Origin of the sequence: Streptomyces griseoruber, from assembly GCF_001514205.1 — a bacterium.
In the GTDB taxonomy this organism is placed as follows: Bacteria; Actinomycetota; Actinomycetes; order Streptomycetales; family Streptomycetaceae; genus Streptomyces; species Streptomyces griseoruber.
Genome location: NZ_KQ948769.1, coordinates 210,647 through 228,025 on the forward strand (window position 1 = coordinate 210,647; position 17,379 = coordinate 228,025).

Consider the following 17,379-nt stretch of genomic DNA (forward strand, 5'->3'; position numbering starts at 1 on the left):
ACTTAGGTTAGCCTAACCTAATGAACAACCGGGAGGCTCCGCCCCTCCGGTGACTGTGATCACGTCACGTCACTCACTCACTCCCTCGCGTTCGCGCAGCTGTTCCTCCGTCAGCCCCTCACGCCAGTACCCGACGAAGGTGACCCGGCGCCGGTCGATCCCGCACTCCTGCACGAAGTGCCGGCGCAACGCCTTCACCGACCCGGACTCACCGGCGATCCAGACGTACGGCCGTGCGGCGGGCGGCAGTTGGGCTGCCCGGACGACGGCGGGGGAGTGCCCGGCGCCGATCCAGGTGATCTCGGCGTCCGCCAGGGTCACCAGGTCCTGCACAGTGCCGGTGTCGCGCACCTCGATCCAGGCCCGCACCCGCTGCCCGGACGGCAGTGACTCCAGGATCGACGAGAGGGCGGGAAGCGCGGTCTCGTCCCCCCACAGCACGACCAGATCGGTGTCCCGCGGCGGCCGGAACCGGATCGCCCGGTTGTCGGCGATCGCGGGTCCCAGCAACACCACCCGGTCCCCGGGTTCGGCCCGCGCGGCCCAGGCGGAGGCGGGCCCGGCGGGGGTGTGCAGCACGAAGTCGATGTCGATCTCGTCGGGATCCCGCCGCAGCGCCCGCAGGGTGTAGGACCGCATCACGGCCCGCACGTCGTCGGGCAGTTCCCGCCACCCCTGCCACCACCCGTCCCCGCGCTCGAAGGGGACGACGGGCGCGTCCTGCCCCGGATGCGGCAGGAACAGGGACAGCGACTGGTCCCGCCCGTCGGAGAAGAGGAACCGGAGGTCCTCCCCGCCGAAACCCACCCGCACCAGGGACGAACCGAGAAGCGTGGGGGAGGGCGGCTCAGCTGACCTTCTTCGCCTTCTCCAGGGCCTCGGCGAGGTTCTCCAGCAGCGGCACACACTTGTCGTACGACAGAATCGGCTCCGGCGACCGTCCGATGACCTGCCCCGCCTTCACGGCCGGCAGCTTCTTCCACGTCGCCTCGGTGATCGCCGAAGGCTGGAGCGCCGAGGTCCGGTCGTCCATCATGATGATGTCCGCCGCGTACTTGTCGACGTTCTCCCAGGACAGCGACTCGTACCAGCCGCCACCCTCCTTCTTCGCGCTCTCCGGCGGCTCCACGAAGTTCACGCCGAGCGCCTTGAAGTACTCCAGGTCGATCGACAGGTTGGAGCCGGAGACATAGAACAGCTCGGCGCTGGCGGACCCGGCCATCACCTTGATGTCGGGCTTGGCCTTCGCCGCGGCGCGCAGCCGGGTCGCCGCCGCCTCGAACCGCTTCTTCGCGTCGGTGACCTTCGCCGCGGTCATGTCCGCACCGAGTGACTCGGCCAGCTCCCACATCCGCTCCAGCGGAGCCGTGAGCTGGCGGTCGTAGACGGAGACGCCGACGCTCGGGGCGAGCTTGGCGATCTTGTCCTTGGAGGCCTCGGGGACGTACCAGAGGGTGCCGGCGTCGTCGAACATCGTGGAGACGAGGACGTCGGGCGCGAGGGCGGCGTACTTCTCCACGTTGAACTCGTCCCAGACGTTGCCCAGGATCGTCACCTTGGAGATGTCCATGTCGCCGGCCTGGACATCGGCCTTGCCGTCGGTCGTCCTCGTCGGGCCGAACACACCCTTGACCTGGATGCCGTAGTCGTACAGCGCGGCGCCGACACCGGTGAACGCGACGATGTTCGCCGGGATCCCGTCGAGCTTCACGGTGGTGCCGCGGTCGTCCTTGAAGGTCCAGGGACCGGACTTGGCGGAGGCGCTCGCCGAGGAGTCCGAGCCACTGCTTTTCGCGTCGTCGTCCCCGCAGGCTGCGAGCACGGCACCGAGGCCGAGGGCGCCACCGGCGGCGAGGATGCCGCGGCGGGTGAGGTGGTTGGCTCTGGCGTTGGGCATGAGAGTGGCTGCTTTCGCACGTGCGGATCACCGCCGGACAAGTTCGAAGGTAGGTTAGCCTAACCTCAGATCCTGTCCAGGGCGGGGGTGATCTGATCCCGGAACCGTGGGATGTCCGCGCACGCTCTGATTCCGTCAACTTGCCGGAATTGACGGCAAGTTGACGGTGTGAAAGGGATGACTTCCGGTCAGCCGGCGAGCCCCAGCTCACGGGCGATCAGCATCCGCTGCACCTCGCTCGTCCCCTCTCCGATCTCCAGGATCTTGGAGTCGCGCCACATCCGGGCCACCGGGTACTCGTTCATGAACCCGTACCCGCCGTGCACCTGGGTGGCGTCCCGGGCGTTGTCGACGGCGATCGTCGACGAGTACAGCTTCGCCAGCGCCGCCTCCTTCTTGAACGGTTCGCCCGCCACCAGCCGCGAGGCCGCGTCCCGCCAGGCCAGCCGGGCCGTGTGCGCCTTCATCTCCATGTCGGCGATCTTGAACTGGATGGCCTGGTTGGCGCCGATCGGCCGCCCGAACGCGTGCCGCTCCTGCGCGTACTTCACCGACTCGTCCACACAGCCCTGCGCCAGCCCGGTGGCCAGCGCGGCGATCGCGATCCGGCCCTCGTCGAGGATCCGCAGGAACTGCGCGTACCCGCGCCCCTCCTCGCCCAGCAGGTTCGCCGCCGGCACCCTTACGTCGGAGAAGGACAGCTCCCGGGTGTCGGAGGCGTTCCAGCCGACCTTGGAGTAGGGCTGGGCGACCGTGAAGCCCGGGGTGCCCGACGGGACGATGATCGCGGAGATCAGCGGCCGCCCGTCGGGCTTGCGGCCGGTGACCGCCGTGACCGTCACCAACCCCGTGATGTCCGTGCCCGAGTTGGTGATGAAGCACTTGGTGCCGTTGATCACCCATTCATCCGTCTCCGGGTCCAGGCGGGCCGTCGTCCTGGTCGCCCCGGCATCGCTGCCGCCGTCGGGCTCGGTCAGCCCGAACGCGCCCAGCATCTCGCCCGAGCACAGCCGCGGCAGCCACCGGCGCTTCTGCTCCTCGGTGCCGAACAGATGGATCGGCATCGCGCCCAGCGAGACCCCGGCCTCCAGGGTGATCGCCACGGACGAGTCGACCCGCGCCAGCTCCTCCAGGGCGATGCCGAGCGCCAGATAGTCGCCGCCCATCCCGCCGTGCTCCTCCGGGAACGGCAGCCCGAACAGGCCCATCCGGCCCATCTCGCGGACGATCTCGTACGGGAACTCGTGCCGCTCGTAGAAGTCGCCGATCTTCGGCGCCACGACGTCGTGCGCGAACTGCTCGACCGTACGGCGGAGTTCCTCCAGCTCGGGGCTGAGACGGTGGTCCATGCTGATCACTGGTCCTTGTGGGAGAGGGCGCGGACGGTGCGGGACGGGCTGGGTCGGCCCAGCTGGTCGGCCATCCACGCGCTGGTGGCGACGAGGCGGCCGAGATCGACCCCGGTGTCGATGCCGAGGCCGTGCAGCATCCACACGAGGTCCTCGGTGGCGAGGTTGCCGGTGGCGGACTTCGCGTACGGGCAGCCGCCGAGGCCGCCCGCGGAGGCGTCGACGGTGGTGACGCCGTGTTCGAGGGCGGCGTAGGTGTTGGCCAGTGCCTGCCCGTAGGTGTCGTGGAAGTGCACGCCGAGGACGTTCGTCGGCACGCCCTCCTCGTTGAGCAGGGAGAGCAGTTCGAGGACATGGCCGGGGGTAGCGACCCCGATGGTGTCGCCGAGGCTCAGCTCGTCGCAGCCCATGTCCCGCAGCGCCCGGCAGACCCGGACGACCTGGTGCAGCGGGACCGCGCCCTCCCAGGGGTCGCCGAAGCACATGGAGACATAGCCGCGCACCTGCACGCCCTCGTCCTTGGCGCGCCGGACGACGGGCTCGAAGACCGCGAGGGACTCGTCGAGCGTGCGGTTGAGGTTGGCCTTGGCGAAGGACTCGGTGGCGCTGGCGAACACGGCGACCCGGCGGGCGCCGAGCGCGAGCGCGCGGTCCAGCCCGCGCTGGTTCGGCACCAGCACGGGCAGCGCCACGGGCAGGTCGGCGACCTGCGGGAACAGGTCCTCGGCGTCGGCGAGTTGCGGCACCCACGCGGGGTGCACGAAGCTCGTCGCCTCGATCGTCGTCAGACCCGCGTCGGCCAGCCGGCGGATGAACTCGGCCTTCACCTCGGTCGGCACGGCCGACTTCTCGTTCTGCAGACCGTCCCGCGCGCCGACCTCGTGGATCCGCACCCGGTCGGGCAGATCCTGGGCGGGCACGGTCATCGGGAGCCCTTCAGCGGTCATTCCGCGACCTCCTCGTACGGGGTGACGACGGCCAGCACCTGGTCCATGGCGACCGTCGTGCCCGGGGTGACGTCCAGTTCGGCGACCGTGCCGGCGTGCGGGGCGGAGATGACGTGCTCCATCTTCATCGCCTCGACCACCAGCAGGCTCTGCCCCGCGGCGACCTCGTCCCCGACGGCGACCTTCACCACCGTCACCGTGCCGGGCATGGGCGCGGTGAGGGAATCGGCACCGGAGTGCGCGGAGCCGGTGAGGGACGCGGCCACCGGGTCGTGGTCCCGGACGTGCCAGGAGTCACCGTCCCGGCCGACCCAGTCGGCGGCGCGCTGGAAGGTGTGGCGGACACCGTCGAGGGTGACCGAGACCTGGTCGTCGGTGACGGTGTGGGTGCCTCTCGGGACGTACTCCACGGGCTCGGTGACCCGTAGGGGGAAGCCCACCGGCCTCGGTGTGCCCCCCAGCCGCCAGCCGCTCGGCACCGAGAAGGGGTCCGTCCACCCGCCGCCCGCCTGCGGCTTCAGCCCCTCCAGCCGTACGGCCGCCGCCGCCTCGTACACCTCCTCCGGTACGTCCGTGGTGACGAGGTCGTCCACCACCCGCTCCACCAGCCCCGTGTCCAACTCGCCCGCCACCACCGCCGGATGACCGAGCAGCCGCCGCAGGAACCCCGCGTTGGTCTGCACGCCCAGGGTCACCGTCCCCGCGAGGGCGGCGCGGAGTCTCCTGAGCGCGGCCGGGCGGTCGGGGCCGTAGGCGATGACCTTGGACAGCATCGGGTCGTAGAGGCTGCCCACCTCGGTGCCCTCGCTGAGCCCGGAGTCGGTGCGCACGCCGTCGCCCTGCGGTTCACGCAGCCGCAGGACCGTTCCGCCGGACGGCAGGAAGCCGCGCGCGGGGTCCTCGGCGCAGATCCGCGCCTCGATCGCGTGGCCGGTGAGCCGTACGTCCTCCTGGGCGAAGTCCAGCTTCTCGCCCGCCGCGACCCGCAGCTGCCACTCCACCAGGTCCAGCCCGGTGACCAGCTCGGTGACCGGATGCTCCACCTGGAGGCGGGTGTTCATCTCCATGAAGTAGTACGAGGAGGGGTCGCCGCCGGGGACGATGAACTCCACCGTGCCCGCGCCCCGGTATCCGCAGGAGCGCGCCGCCTGCACGGCCGCCTCGCCCATCGCGGCCCTGGTCCCCTCGTCGAGGAGCACGCTCGGCGCCTCCTCGATCACCTTCTGGTGCCGCCGTTGCAGCGAGCACTCGCGCTCGCCCAGGTGGACGACGTTGCCGTGGCCGTCGGCCAGGACCTGGATCTCGATGTGCCGGGGCCGGTCCACCCAGCGCTCGACGAGGAGCGTGTCGTCGCCGAAGGAGGCGCGGGCCTCGCGGCGGGCGGCGGCGATCTCCTCCTCCAGCAGGGTCAGGTCCCGCACCAGCCGCATGCCCTTGCCGCCGCCGCCCGCCGACGGCTTGAGCAGGACGGGCGCGCCCAGCTCACGGGCCGCCCCGGCGAGGTCGGGGTCCCGTCCGCCGGGGACGACCGGCACCCCGGCCGCCTGTACGGTCTCCTTGGCGCGGATCTTGTCGCCCATGAGGGAGATGGCCTCGGCGGGTGGCCCGACGAAGACCAGCCCCGCCTCCTCGCAGGCGCGTGCGAAGGCCGCGTTCTCCGCGAGGAAGCCGTACCCCGGGTGGACGGCCCGGGCGCCGGTGCGGGCGGCGGCCTCCAGCAGCCGCTCCGCCGACAGATAGCTCTCGGCGGCCGGCGCCGGACCGAGCCGTACGGCCGTGTCGGCCTCCCGTACGTGCCGTGCGTCGGCGTCGGCGTCGGAGAAGACCGCCACCGAGCGCACGCCCAGCGAGCGCAGCGTACGGATGACCCGGACGGCGATCTCGCCCCGGTTGGCGACCAGCACTGTCTCGAACATCGGTCCTCACATCCGGAAGACGCCGAACTGGGGGTCACCCAGGGGCGCGTTGGCACAGGCGGTCAGGGCGAGGCCGAGCACCTGGCGGGTCTCCAACGGGTCGATGACGCCGTCGTCCCAGAGCCGGGCGGTGGCGTAGTAGGCGTTGCCCTGGCGCTCGTACTGGGCGCGGATTGGGGCCTTGAAGGCCTCTTCCTCCTCCAGTGGCCAGCTCTCGCCCCCGGCCTCCCACTGGTCCCGCTTGACGGTCGCGAGGACCGACGCGGCCTGCTCGCCGCCCATGACGGAGATCTTGGCGTTGGGCCACATCCACAGGAAGCGGGGGGAGTAGGCCCGGCCGCACATCGAGTAGTTCCCGGCGCCGTACGACCCGCCGACCACGACCGTCAGCTTCGGCACGCGCGTGCAGGCGACGGCCGTCACCATCTTCGCGCCGTGCTTGGCGATGCCGCCCGCCTCGTAGTCCTTGCCGACCATGAACCCGGAGACGTTCTGCAGGAACACCAGCGGGATCCCGCGCTGGTCGCACAGCTCGATGAAGTGGGCGCCCTTCTGGGCGGACTCGGAGAACAGGATGCCGTTGTTGGCGACGATCCCGACCGGGTGGCCGTGGATCCGGGCGAAGCCGGTCACCAGGGTCTGCCCGAACTCCGCCTTGAACTCGGCGAACCGCGAGCCGTCCACCACGCGCGCGATGATCTCCCGTACGTCGTAGGGGGTACGGGAGTCCACCGGGACCGCGCCGTACAGCCCGTAGGGGTCCACCTTGGGCTCGGTGACCGGCGCCACCTCCCAGGGGAGCGGCCCGCGCGCGGGGAGCGTGGCGGCGATGGTGCGCACGATCCGCAGGGCGTGCGCGTCGTCCTCGGCGAGGTGGTCGGTGACGCCGGAGATCCGGGAGTGCACCTCGCCGCCGCCCAGCTCCTCCGCGGTGACGACCTCACCGGTGGCGGCCTTCACCAGCGGAGGACCGCCCAGGAAGATCGTGCCCTGGCCGCGCACGATCACGGCCTCGTCGCTCATCGCCGGGACGTACGCCCCGCCCGCCGTGCAGGAGCCGAGGACGGCCGCGATCTGCGGGATCCGGGCCGCCGACATCCGGGCCTGGTTGTAGAAGATCCGCCCGAAGTGCTCGCGGTCGGGAAAGACCTCGTCCTGCATCGGCAGGAAGGCGCCGCCCGAGTCCACCAGGTAGAGGCAGGGCAGCCGGTTCTCCAGGGCCACCTCCTGCGCCCTCAGGTGCTTCTTCACGGTCATCGGGTAGTAGGTGCCGCCCTTGACCGTGGCGTCGTTGGCGACGATCACGCACTCGCGCCCGGCGACCCGCCCGATCCCGGCGATCACCCCGGCGGCCGGGGCCTGCCCCTCGTACATCCCGTCGGCCGCGAGCGGCGCGAGTTCGAGGAAGGGCGAGCCGGGGTCGAGCAGACCGTCGACCCGGTCCCGGGGCAGCAGCTTGCCGCGCGCGGTGTGCCGCGCCCGGGCCCGCTCACCGCCCCCGAGCCGGGCGGCGGCCAGCTTGCCGTGCAGTTCCCCGACGAGCTCGCGGTGCGCCCGCTCGTTGGCCCGCCAGGCCTCCGACGCGGGCTCTGCCGCGCTCGTCAGCTCCGGTGCCTGCTCCATCCTGCGGTTCCCCTCACCCAACGATCGTCTGTTAATGAGCGTTAACCATCTCCCTCAGGTTAACGAGCGCTAACCTCGCTGTCTAGAATTACTTCCATGGCCACCAGAACCGACGCCCCCACCCGCCGCGAGCAGATCCTCAAGGAGGCCGCGCGGCTGTTCGCCGAGCGCGGTTTCCACGGCGTCGGGGTCGACGAGATAGGAGCCGCGGTCGGTATCAGCGGCCCGGGTCTGTACCGGCACTTCCCGGGCAAGGACGCGATGCTCGCCGAGCTGCTGGTGGGGATCAGCGGCCAGCTCCTGACCGGCGCGAAGCGCCGTCTGGCGGAGGCCGACGGGGGTGCGGCGGAGACGGTCCTCGACTCGCTCATCGAGGGGCACATCGACTTCGCGATCGACGACCGCCCCCTGATCACCCTGCACGACCGGGAGCTGGACCGCCTCCGCGACAGCGACCGCAAGCTGGTCCGCCAGCTTCAGCGGCAGTACGTCGAGCTGTGGGTGGAGGTGGTCCGCGAGATCTATCCGGCCCTCACCGAGCCGGCCGCCCGCTCGGCCGTCCACTCCGTCTTCGGCCTGCTGAACTCCACCCCGCACCTGGCCCGCCCCGGCTCCGTCCCGGGCCGCACGGCGACGGCGGCGCTGCTGCACCGGATGGCGCGGGGGGCGTTCGCGGCGGCGGGTGCCTGACCGCGGTCGCGGGGGTGGCCCGTCGGCGTGACGAGCGTTACGGGCGCCGTGCCCCGAAGGCTCTGGACGCCTCTCCCTACCCACCGGTACGGTAATCATCTGAGCAAGCGCTTAGGTACGACCTTTTGAGCCAGGTGGAGGTGGCGGCGGTGCGCCGTACGGTGTTCAACGAGGATCACGAGGCGTTCCGGGAGACCCTCCGGGCCTTCATCGAGGCCGAGGTCGTCCCCGTCTACGACGAGTGGCTCGCCGCGGGCCAGGCGCCGCGCGACTTCTACTACAAGCTCGCCGAGCTGGGCGTCTTCGGCATCCGCGTCGACGAGGAGTACGGCGGCGCCGGCATCGACTCCTACAAGTTCGAGGCCATCCTCTACGAGGAGACCGCCCGCGCCGGCATCACCTTCGGCGGCTCCGGCGTGCACGTCCTGCTCGGCCTGCCGTACATCAAGCTCCTCGCCACCGACGAGCAGAAGAAGCGCTACCTGCCGAAGTTCGTCTCCGGCGAGGAGATGTGGGCCATCGCGATGACCGAGCCGGGCACCGGCTCCGACCTCGCCGGCATGCGCACCACCGCCAAGCTCTCCGAGGACGGCACGCACTACGTCCTCAACGGCGCCAAGACCTTCATCACCGGCGGCGTCCACGCCGACCGCATGATCGTCTGCGCCCGCACCTCCGCGCCCACCGCCGAGGACCGCCGCCACGGCATCTCCCTCTTCGTCGTCGACACCAAGGCCGAGGGCTACTCCGTCGGCCGCAAGCTCGACAAGCTCGGCCTGAAGACCTCCGACACCGCCGAACTGGCGTTCGTCGACGTCAAGGTCCCCGTCGAGGACCTCCTCGGCGAGGAGAACAAGGGCTTCTACTACCTCGGCCACAACCTCGCCTCCGAGCGCTGGGGCATCGCCTACGGCGCCTACGCCCAGGCCAAGGCCGCCATCCGGTTCGCCAAGGACTACGTCAAGGAGCGCACCGTCTTCGGCCAGACCGTCGCGTCCTTCCAGAACACCAAGTTCGAGCTGGCCGCCTGCCAGGCCGAGGTGGACGCCGCCGAGGCCGTCGTGGACCGCGCCACCGAGGCCCTGGACGCCGGCGAGCTGACCGCCGCCGAGGCCGCCTCCGCCAAGCTGTTCACCACCGAGGTCGCCCACCGCGTCATCGACCGCTGCCTCCAGCTGCACGGCGGCTACGGCTTCATGAACGAGTACCCGATCGCCCGTCTGTACGCCGACAACCGCGTCAACCGGATCTACGGCGGCACCAGCGAGATCATGAAGTCGATCATCGCGAAGGACATGGGTCTGTAAGGTCCCGGCAATTACTGGCCGGTACAACTAGAAGCCATGAGCCAGGCACTTCAGGATCTCCTCGATCTGCTCGACCTCGAGCAGATCGAGGAGAACATCTTCCGCGGCCAGTCCCGCTCCGCCGTCGTCCCCCGCGTCTTCGGGGGACAGGTGGCGGCACAGGCGCTGGTCGCCGCCGGGCGGACGGTCCCCGCCGACCGGCACGCCCACTCCCTGCACGCGTACTTCCTGCGCATGGGCGACCCGGGCGCGCCCATCGTCTACAACGTCGAGCGGATCCGCGACGGCCGCTCCTTCACCACCCGCCGCGCGGTCGCCGTCCAGCACGGCCGGCCGATCTTCGCGCTGTCGGCGTCCTTCCAGACGTACGAGGAGGGCCTCGACCACCAGGCCCCCATGCCGCCCGCCCCCGACCCCGAGACGGTCCCCACCGGCCAGGAACGGCTGCGCGGCTACGACCATCTCGACCCCGCGGTCGTCGAGCGGTTCCTCGAGGCCCGCGAGGCGATCGACCTGCGGTACGTCGACGACCCGCCCTACGGCAGGTTCGGCGAGCCGCGCGAACCGCACAGCCAGGTCTGGTTCCGCACCAACGGCAAGCTCGCGGACGACCCGCTCCTCCATGTCGTGCTCGCCACCTACGTCTCCGACATGACCCTCCTCGACTCCATCCTGCTCGCGCACGGGCGCGGCGGCTGGGCCGTCGGGGACGTCGTCGGAGCCTCCCTGGACCACGCGATGTGGTTCCACCGCCCGTTCCGCGCCGACGAGTGGCTGCTCTACGACCAGGAGTCGCCGTCCGCGTCCGGCGGGCGCGGCCTCGGCCAGGCCCGCATCTACACGCAGGACGGACAACTCGCGGTCTCGGTGATCCAGGAGGGCGTGGTCCGGGTCCCGAGGGCTTAGCCCTTCGTGAGGCCGGCCTCCGCCAGCAGGTACGCGATCATCAGGTCGTAGTGGCGCGGGTTGGGCACATGGTCGTCGAGGGGGACCGCCACCTGTACGGTCCCCTCCGCCTCCGCGAGGAACAGCGCCGGGTCGTTGCAGTCGGCGTACCCGACGGAGTCCACACCGTGCTGTCCGGCGTACCCCGCCCAGCCGTGGTCGGCGACCACCAGATCGGGCAGCGGACGGCCCGCCAGCTCCAGCGCGGTCAGGATCGCCTTCATCGGCGCGCCCGAATGGGTGTGCCACAGGGTCGCCCCGTGCTCCAGCACCGCCACCCCCGCGACCTGCCAGACGTACCCCTCGTCCGTCTGGAGCCCCTCCGGGATCTTCACGATCTCGCAGCCGGCCGCCCGCAGCGCGGCGGAGGTCTCGTGGTGCACGTCCAGCAGACCGCCCGGGTGACCGGTCGCGAACAGCACCCGCTGCCGCCCCTCCGCGGCCTTGCGCAGCCGCGCCGCCATCCGGTCCAGACCGTCCACGGTCAGCTCCGGGTCGATGGTGTCCTGGCCGTAGCGGTGCTCGGCGTCGTCGTTGACGCCCACCCGCTCCGCCATCACCGCGAGCACGTCCTGCTCGTCCGTCCAGCGGTCGCCGAGTTCCAGGCCGAACCAGTAGTTGCGGTTGCCGTTCGCGAGCTGGCGGTAGTGGGAGAGGTTGTTCTCGCGCGGCGTGGCGACCTCACCCGCGATACGGGTTCGGACGAGATGGTCGACGAGTTCGGCGCGGCTGGGGGTCCCGGGTATCGGCATGGTCTCCATTGTGGGGCAGCGGGGTGTGGCCGTCGTCACCGTTCCGGGCGCTGGGACGTGCGTCACTGGTCGATCAGGCGCAGGGCGAACCACAGCTCCGTCCGGACGTCCGGGTCGTCCAGATCCGTCCCCAGCAGGGTCGCGCAGCGGGCCATCCGCTGACGGACCGTGTTGCGGTGCACGGCGAGGGCGACGGCGGTCCGGTCCCAGCTGCCGTGCAGGGAGAGCCAGGTGCGGAGGGTTTCCCTCAGGGCGGGCGTTGCGGCGAGCGGGGCCAGGAGGGCTCGGGCGTGGTCCTCGGCTTCCCCCGGCGGGAGCAGCGAGGTGAAGGCCCTGGGGGGTGTGTGGCGGGTGAGGGGGGTGCGGGTCGCGCGGGCGCGGGCGAGGGCGCGGGACGCTTGCGCGTCGGCCGTGGCGAGGTGTCGTGCGGGTACGTCGTCGCTGACGCCGAGGGTCCAGCCGGGCTGGGGTTCCGGTGGGCGATCGGCCGGTACGAGGACTCGTACGACGTCGGCTGTGAGGTCCAGGAGGGGGGAGCCGAGGGCTGCGCCCAGTGTGGTGGCGGTGAGCTGGTCGGGCGGGTGCGGGTGCGTCGTGGCTGATCGCGCCCCGCGGCGGAGCCGCACATCGACAGGGCCCCGCGCCCCTGGGTGGGCGTGCTCCCGTCGCTCGGTGGGCGAGGCGTGTACGACGAACCACCGATCGCCGCCGCCCAGCAGGGGTGCCACCTCCTCCGGTGTCGCCCCCAGCAGCAGGCGTACGAGTGCCGAGGTGCGGGCCGTGCCCGAACCGGTCTCCTGGGTGCCGGTGAGGAGGGTGAGGAGGACCGCCGCCACCGAGGCGATGGTGTGGTCGCCCGGTGCGTGGGCGGGGGCGGCCACGGCCAGGACGAAGTCCTGGCTCAGGGCGTAGGCCGTGAGGTGGGTGCCCGTGGGGGTGGTGTCGCTGGCTGTGGTGGAGCCCCGGGACACGAGCCGGTGAGCCAGGTCGGACAACGAGCCGTCGGCGTCCGGTGGCCCTCCCGCCGTCGCGATCTCCGTGCCCCCCGGGCCGTACAGGACGGCCCGGCCGCCGATCCGCAGGGCCAGGCGGCGCACGACGGACGGGACCGGATCGGGGCGGGCGGCGGCCGAGGCGAGGCTCTGCTGCGCCTCGGTCACCCGGCGCAGTTCGGCGGTGCGGGCGCGTTCCATCAACTGCCAGACCGCGCGGGCCACCGTCGCGAAGGTCGTCTGCGGCGGGACCTCGACCAGCGGCAGCCCGTACGCCTCGCAGGCCGCGACCAGCGCACGCGGCACCGTGTCGTGCACCGGCGCCACGCCGAAGCCCAGCGCCGCGCCGCCGCCCGCCACGATCCGGGAGACATAGTCGTCGAAGTAGGTCCCGGCCGCCTCCGGGACGTGCACCCCGGCCGTGAGCAGCAGCTCACCGCCCAGCAGATACGGGTACGGGTCGGCCATCTCCGAGGCGTGCGCCCCGTGCAGGACCGTACCGGCGTCGGCGGGCCCGGCGATCTGCCGCAGGGCCAGGTCCTCGCGGGCCAGGAGCGCGGCGAGCGGGACCGGCGGGGTGAGGGGCACGGCGGGCTGCTCGGACATGGTGTGCGTTCCCTCCATCTCACTGGTTCCCTGTGGAGGAAACGTACGCTTCGCAGCCGCCGGTCGGCCACCTACCGTGGAGGCACCCCCCCCAGAAAGAAGGCATGTGACCATGAGCGGCAACGACACGCCTCGCGGACCCGTCGACTCCTCCCGCATCCCGCGGTACGCCGGACCCGCGACCTTCGCCCGGCTGCCCCGCCTCGACGAGGTCGGCCGGGCCGACGTGGCCGTGGTCGGTGTCCCGTTCGACTCGGGCGTCTCCTACCGGCCGGGCGCCCGCTTCGGCGGCAACGCGATCCGTGAGGCGTCCCGGCTGCTGCGCCCCTACAACCCGGCGCAGGACGCCTCCCCCTTCGCCCTGGCGCAGGTCGCGGACGGCGGCGACATCGCCGTGAACCCGTTCGACATCAACGAGGCCGTCGAGACGGTCGAGGCGGCGGCGGACGAACTGCTCGGCACCGGCGCCCGGCTGATGACCCTGGGCGGCGACCACACCATCGCGCTGCCCCTGCTGCGGTCCGTGGCGAAGAAGCACGGCCCGGTCGCGCTGCTGCACTTCGACGCCCACCTCGACACCTGGGACACCTACTTCGGGGCCGAGTACACGCACGGCACACCGTTCCGCCGGGCGGTGGAGGAGGGCATCCTCGACACCGAGGCCCTCTCGCACGTCGGCACCCGCGGCCCCCTCTACGGCAAGCAGGACCTCACCGACGACGAGAAGATGGGCTTCGGCATCGTCACCTCGGCGGACATCTACCGGCGCGGCGCCGACGAGGTCGCCGACCAGCTCCGGCAGCGCATCGGCGACCGGCCGCTGTACATCTCCATCGACATCGACTGCCTGGACCCGGCGCACGCCCCCGGCACCGGCACCCCCGAGGCCGGCGGCATGACCTCCCGCGAGCTGCTGGAGATCCTGCGCGGACTCGCCTCCTGCAACCTGGTCTCCGCCGACGTCGTCGAGGTGGCCCCCGCGTACGATCACGCGGAGATCACGTCGGTGGCCGCGTCCCACACGGCGTACGAACTGACCACCATCATGTCCCGGCAGATCGCGGAGGCTCGCGCGCAGTGACCCACGACCACGACCTGGTGCTCCGCCCGACGGCCGCGCAGACGGAGGCCGCACTCGACCCGCCGCCCGGCCGCATCGGCGGAGACCTCGTCGTGGAGACCCTGGCCGCGCTCGGCGCGACCACGGTGTTCGGGCTGCCCGGCCAGCACGCGCTGGGCGTGTTCGACGCCCTGCGCCGCTCCTCCCTGCGGTACGTCGGCCTGCGGGTGGAGAACAACGCGGGCTTCGCGGCGGACGGCTACGGCCGGATCACCGGGGAGGCCGCCCCGCTGCTGCTGTCGACCGGCCCGGGCGCGCTGACCTCGCTCGCGGCGCTGCACGAGGCGGCCTCCGCCTCCGCGCCCGTGCTGGCGATCAGCAGCCAGATCCCGACGGCGGGACTGGGCGGCGGCCGCCGCGGCTATCTGCACGAACTCCCGGACCAGTCGGCGTCCTTCCGGGGCGTGGTGAAGTCGGTCCACACGGTCCGCAGCGCGTCACAGATCCCCTCGGCCGTCGCGGCGGCCTGGACGTCGGCGCTGACGGTCCCGCACGGCCCGGTGTGGGTGGAGATCCCCCAGGACGTGCTGCTCGCGGAGACGGCGATCCCCGTCGTCACCGGTGTGGACGCCTTCCCCGAGGACCTGCCGCCCCGCCCCGAACTGACGGCGGTGGCGGCCGACCTGCTCTCCCGTGCGACCCGGCCGGCGATCATCGCGGGCGGGGGAGTGGTGCGCGCGGACGCCTCGGGCAAGCTGAGGCAGCTGGCGGAACGGATCGACGCGCCGGTCGTCACCACCTTCGGCGGCAAGGGCGCCTTCCCCTGGACGCACCCGCTGTCCCTGCGGTCCTGGCTGGAGGACCGGCACACCACGGACTTCCTGGAGGACGCCGACGTCCTGCTGGTGATCGGCTCGGGCCTGGGCGAACTCTCCTCGAACTACCACACGTTCGCCCCGCGCGGCCGGGTGATCCAGATCGAGGCCGACCTCGGCAAACTGGAGTCCAACCACCCGGGCCTCGGCATCCACGCCGACGCCCGCCTGGCCCTCCAGGCCCTGCTGGAGACGGTGACCCGACGCGAGGACCCGCAGGCCCCGGCCCGCGTACGGACCGTCCTGTCCCGCGTAGCGGAGCGCATCGCGTCCCAGGGTCTCACCCTGGAACAGGCCCTGCTGACGTCGGTCAGAAGGGCCCTGCCCGCCGACTCCCCGTCCTTCTGGGACATGACGATTTTGGCCTACTGGGCCTGGTCCGCCTTCGACCCCAAGGCCCCCAACACGATGCACTCCGCCCAGGGCGCGGGCGGCCTCGGCTACGCCTTCCCGGCGGCCCTCGGCGCGGCCGCCGCCGACCCCACCCGCCCGGTCCTGGCGGTCTCCGGCGACGGCGGCGCCCTCTACTCGATCGCCGAACTGGCGACGGCGAAGCAGTACGACCTCCCCGTCACCTGGCTCATCGTCGACGACGGCGGCTACGGCATCCTCCGCGAGTACATGACCGACGCCTTCGGCGCCACCACCGGCACCGAACTGACCCGCCCCGACTACGTGGCCCTCGCCGAGTCCTTCGGCGTCCCGGCCCTGTCGACCTCCCCGGAGACCCTGGAACAGGACCTGGCCAAGGCCCTGGCCGCCCCCGGCCCCTCGGTGGTCGTCCTGCCGGCCCTGTTGCGGATGTTCGCACCGACGCATCTGGGCTGAGGCATCCTGAGGGGCATGGACTGGGCAGACCTTTCTGACGTGGATGTGCCGACCGTCGTGGACCTCTCCGTCCGCTGTCTGGCCGTGGACGGCGGACTCCCGGCCACCGCGTCCCCCGGGTACGTCGAAGGACGTTACGCGGGCCCGGGTGTCACCGCCGTCGGAGCCTTCCACGACGGCACGCTGATCGCGGCGGGCTCGGTCCGCGAGGCGGGGGGCTCGATCGTGGTGACCGGCCAGGTCGACCCGTCCCACCGGGGCCGGGGGATCGGCACCGCCCTGCTCGACCGCCTGCTGGAGACGGCTCGGCGGCGGGCCGGCGATCTCCGTGTGGAGACGGAGTCACTGACCCCGCAGGCCGACGCCGTCTTCGGGGCACGCGGCCTGCGCCGGACGTTCGCGGAGGACGTCATGCGCCGCGACCTGTCGGCTCCCTTCCCCCGGGCTCAGCTGCCGTCCGGTGTCGTCCTGGCCGAGTGGAGCGACGACAACCACCCGGAATTCTTCGAGGCCTACCGCATCTCCTTCGCCGACCGCCCCGGATTCCCCGGCTGGTCCCGGTCCCGGTGGACCGACTGGACGGCGGGCGACGACGACTTCCGCCCGCCGTACTCCCTGCTGGCCCGCTCGGCCGACGGCTCCCCGATCGGCTTCGTCACCTGCGCCCGCGACTTCCTGATCCAGGTGGGCACGGCCCCGTCCTGGCGACGCCGTGGCCTCGGCCGCTGCCTCGCCCTCACGGCGCTCACCCGCATGCGGGCGGCCGGCGAGAACGAGGCCTTTCTCGACGTCAACGCCAACAACCCGGCATCCGCGGCACTGTTCCGGAGCCTGGGCTTCCAACCGCTCGCCCGACGGGCCCGCTACGAGCCGGCATGAGAGGGTCTCAGCCGAACCAGAAGAAGATCGTGTCGTCCCTGCGGCCCAGTCGGCGTGCCGTCTCCCACTCCTCCGCCTCGAACCGCATCAGCTCGGCGAACCGCCCCGCCGTCTCGGTGAACTCGCGGTCGAGCCGGTTCAGCACCCTCTCGTACGCCTCCGCCAGCAGCGCCGCCCGCTGGGCCGGCAGCACACCGATCTGCGGGACCGCGTCACCGGGGTGCGGCAGCCGCAGCGGCGGTCCGCTGAAGAGGAACGTCGCGGGCAGGACCTCCCTCGGGACACCGTGCCGGGCGAGCTCGCTGTCCAGCGCGAAGAACCAGGACGGCCGGGGCCACACCCCGAGGTCGCTGGTGTCGGAGAAGTGCGGGGCCACGGCCTCGCGGAAGGCGTACGTGTACGCCGGACACAGCTCCGCGCTCGGCGGCCCGCCCTCGACGAGTTCCTCCAGCGCCCGGACGACCGACACCCGCAGGTCGATGCGCTCCTCCCGCAGCCGTGCGTCGGCCTTCTCGCACCGCTCGCGCACGAGGGCGAGCATCCGCTCCTGTTCCTGCGTCCGCTCCACCGCGGTGAGCAGCCGGATCACACCCCGCATGTCACCGGTGCTCATCTCCAGGCAGTAGCCCACTGGTTCGTCCTCCCCGCTTCCACGCCCACCCTGGTGATCATCATGACCATGATCCACCAGGACGCCCATGACACAGAGCCCT

The 17,379-nt window shown here is 71.9% G+C and carries 15 protein-coding genes; 6 read left to right on the forward strand and 9 right to left on the reverse strand.

Going from position 1 to position 17,379, the window contains the following annotated elements; genetic code table 11:
* Nucleotides 1-69: 69 nt before the first annotated feature.
* The 6 genes from AQJ64_RS19785 to AQJ64_RS19810 all read right to left on the reverse strand — a co-directional run bounded on the left by AQJ64_RS19785 (nucleotide 70) and on the right by AQJ64_RS19810 (nucleotide 7,732).
* The gene (locus AQJ64_RS19785; RefSeq protein ID WP_055632274.1) at nucleotides 70-906 is read right to left on the reverse strand and encodes a siderophore-interacting protein; all 837 of its coding nucleotides are present in this window, start codon (nucleotides 904-906) and stop codon (nucleotides 70-72) included.
* On the reverse strand, nucleotides 848-1,897 hold the full coding sequence (locus AQJ64_RS19790) for an ABC transporter substrate-binding protein (protein ID WP_055632273.1): 1,050 nt from the start codon (nucleotides 1,895-1,897) through the stop codon (nucleotides 848-850). The genes AQJ64_RS19785 and AQJ64_RS19790 overlap by 59 nt, the downstream gene beginning before the upstream one ends.
* A gap of 188 nt (nucleotides 1,898-2,085) precedes the next feature.
* The gene (locus tag AQJ64_RS19795) at nucleotides 2,086-3,246 is read right to left on the reverse strand and encodes an acyl-CoA dehydrogenase family protein (RefSeq protein WP_055632290.1); all 1,161 of its coding nucleotides are present in this window, start codon (nucleotides 3,244-3,246) and stop codon (nucleotides 2,086-2,088) included.
* Between the two features lie 5 nt (nucleotides 3,247-3,251).
* Nucleotides 3,252-4,193, reverse strand: a complete 942-nt coding sequence (locus AQJ64_RS19800) for a hydroxymethylglutaryl-CoA lyase (protein WP_055632272.1) — start codon at nucleotides 4,191-4,193, stop codon at nucleotides 3,252-3,254.
* Nucleotides 4,190-6,109, reverse strand: a complete 1,920-nt coding sequence (locus AQJ64_RS19805; RefSeq protein WP_055632271.1) for an acetyl/propionyl/methylcrotonyl-CoA carboxylase subunit alpha — start codon at nucleotides 6,107-6,109, stop codon at nucleotides 4,190-4,192. Before AQJ64_RS19805 ends, AQJ64_RS19800 begins: the two co-directional genes overlap by 4 nt.
* A gap of 6 nt (nucleotides 6,110-6,115) precedes the next feature.
* Nucleotides 6,116-7,732, reverse strand: a complete 1,617-nt coding sequence (locus AQJ64_RS19810) for a carboxyl transferase domain-containing protein (RefSeq protein WP_055632270.1) — start codon at nucleotides 7,730-7,732, stop codon at nucleotides 6,116-6,118.
* 96 nt (nucleotides 7,733-7,828) lie between these two features.
* On the opposite strand from AQJ64_RS19810, the gene AQJ64_RS19815 reads away from it, so the two are divergent.
* The 3 genes from AQJ64_RS19815 to AQJ64_RS19825 all read left to right on the forward strand — a co-directional run bounded on the left by AQJ64_RS19815 (nucleotide 7,829) and on the right by AQJ64_RS19825 (nucleotide 10,635).
* Nucleotides 7,829-8,422 (forward strand): SACE_7040 family transcriptional regulator, encoded by a 594-nt coding sequence (locus AQJ64_RS19815; protein ID WP_055632269.1) that lies wholly within the window; start codon nucleotides 7,829-7,831, stop codon nucleotides 8,420-8,422.
* A 149-nt stretch (nucleotides 8,423-8,571) separates the two neighbouring features.
* Nucleotides 8,572-9,729, forward strand: coding sequence for an acyl-CoA dehydrogenase family protein (locus tag AQJ64_RS19820; RefSeq protein ID WP_055632289.1), 1,158 nt, complete (start codon nucleotides 8,572-8,574; stop codon nucleotides 9,727-9,729).
* A gap of 36 nt (nucleotides 9,730-9,765) precedes the next feature.
* Nucleotides 9,766-10,635: an acyl-CoA thioesterase gene (locus tag AQJ64_RS19825; protein WP_055632268.1), complete on the forward strand. Its 870-nt coding sequence runs from the start codon at nucleotides 9,766-9,768 to the stop codon at nucleotides 10,633-10,635.
* Here the strand turns inward: AQJ64_RS19825 and AQJ64_RS19830 are convergent.
* Nucleotides 10,632-11,426, reverse strand: coding sequence for a phosphatase (locus tag AQJ64_RS19830; RefSeq protein WP_055632288.1), 795 nt, complete (start codon nucleotides 11,424-11,426; stop codon nucleotides 10,632-10,634). The two genes, AQJ64_RS19825 and AQJ64_RS19830, sit on opposite strands and share 4 nt — an antisense overlap.
* 62 nt (nucleotides 11,427-11,488) lie before the next feature.
* Nucleotides 11,489-13,042: a PucR family transcriptional regulator gene (locus AQJ64_RS19835; protein ID WP_055632267.1), complete on the reverse strand. Its 1,554-nt coding sequence runs from the start codon at nucleotides 13,040-13,042 to the stop codon at nucleotides 11,489-11,491.
* Nucleotides 13,043-13,136: 94 nt separating this feature from the next.
* On the opposite strand from AQJ64_RS19835, the gene speB reads away from it, so the two are divergent.
* From speB to AQJ64_RS19850, 3 genes are read left to right on the forward strand one after another with little or no spacing between them, the layout of a single operon-like run.
* Nucleotides 13,137-14,105 (forward strand): agmatinase, encoded by a 969-nt coding sequence (gene speB / locus AQJ64_RS19840; protein ID WP_055632266.1) that lies wholly within the window; start codon nucleotides 13,137-13,139, stop codon nucleotides 14,103-14,105.
* Nucleotides 14,102-15,787: a thiamine pyrophosphate-binding protein gene (locus AQJ64_RS19845; protein ID WP_055632265.1), complete on the forward strand. Its 1,686-nt coding sequence runs from the start codon at nucleotides 14,102-14,104 to the stop codon at nucleotides 15,785-15,787. Before speB ends, AQJ64_RS19845 begins: the two co-directional genes overlap by 4 nt.
* A gap of 15 nt (nucleotides 15,788-15,802) precedes the next feature.
* On the forward strand, nucleotides 15,803-16,666 hold the full coding sequence (locus AQJ64_RS19850) for a GNAT family N-acetyltransferase (RefSeq protein WP_063808089.1): 864 nt from the start codon (nucleotides 15,803-15,805) through the stop codon (nucleotides 16,664-16,666).
* Between the two features lie 7 nt (nucleotides 16,667-16,673).
* Here the strand turns inward: AQJ64_RS19850 and AQJ64_RS19855 are convergent, their stop codons facing one another.
* Nucleotides 16,674-17,366, reverse strand: coding sequence for a DUF7691 family protein (locus tag AQJ64_RS19855; protein WP_425315613.1), 693 nt, complete (start codon nucleotides 17,364-17,366; stop codon nucleotides 16,674-16,676).
* Between the last annotated feature and the right edge of the window lie 13 nt (nucleotides 17,367-17,379).

Bases quoted from the DNA above. Each gene is read 5' to 3' on its own strand.
- AQJ64_RS19790 (WP_055632273.1), bottom strand. From the start codon at position 1,897: ATGCCCAACGCCAGAGCCAACCACCTCACCCGCCGCGGCATCCTCGCC.
- AQJ64_RS19850 (WP_063808089.1), top strand. From the start codon at position 15,803: ATGGACTGGGCAGACCTTTCTGACGTGGATGTGCCGACCGTCGTGGAC.
- AQJ64_RS19805 (WP_055632271.1), bottom strand. From the start codon at position 6,109: ATGTTCGAGACAGTGCTGGTCGCCAACCGGGGCGAGATCGCCGTCCGG.
- AQJ64_RS19815 (WP_055632269.1), top strand. From the start codon at position 7,829: ATGGCCACCAGAACCGACGCCCCCACCCGCCGCGAGCAGATCCTCAAG.
- AQJ64_RS19830 (WP_055632288.1), bottom strand. From the start codon at position 11,426: ATGCCGATACCCGGGACCCCCAGCCGCGCCGAACTCGTCGACCATCTC.
- AQJ64_RS19825 (WP_055632268.1), top strand. From the start codon at position 9,766: ATGAGCCAGGCACTTCAGGATCTCCTCGATCTGCTCGACCTCGAGCAG.
- AQJ64_RS19835 (WP_055632267.1), bottom strand. From the start codon at position 13,042: ATGGAGGGAACGCACACCATGTCCGAGCAGCCCGCCGTGCCCCTCACC.
- AQJ64_RS19810 (WP_055632270.1), bottom strand. From the start codon at position 7,732: ATGGAGCAGGCACCGGAGCTGACGAGCGCGGCAGAGCCCGCGTCGGAG.
- speB (WP_055632266.1), top strand. From the start codon at position 13,137: ATGAGCGGCAACGACACGCCTCGCGGACCCGTCGACTCCTCCCGCATC.
- AQJ64_RS19800 (WP_055632272.1), bottom strand. From the start codon at position 4,193: ATGACCGCTGAAGGGCTCCCGATGACCGTGCCCGCCCAGGATCTGCCC.
- AQJ64_RS19795 (WP_055632290.1), bottom strand. From the start codon at position 3,246: ATGGACCACCGTCTCAGCCCCGAGCTGGAGGAACTCCGCCGTACGGTC.
- AQJ64_RS19855 (WP_425315613.1), bottom strand. From the start codon at position 17,366: ATGGGCGTCCTGGTGGATCATGGTCATGATGATCACCAGGGTGGGCGT.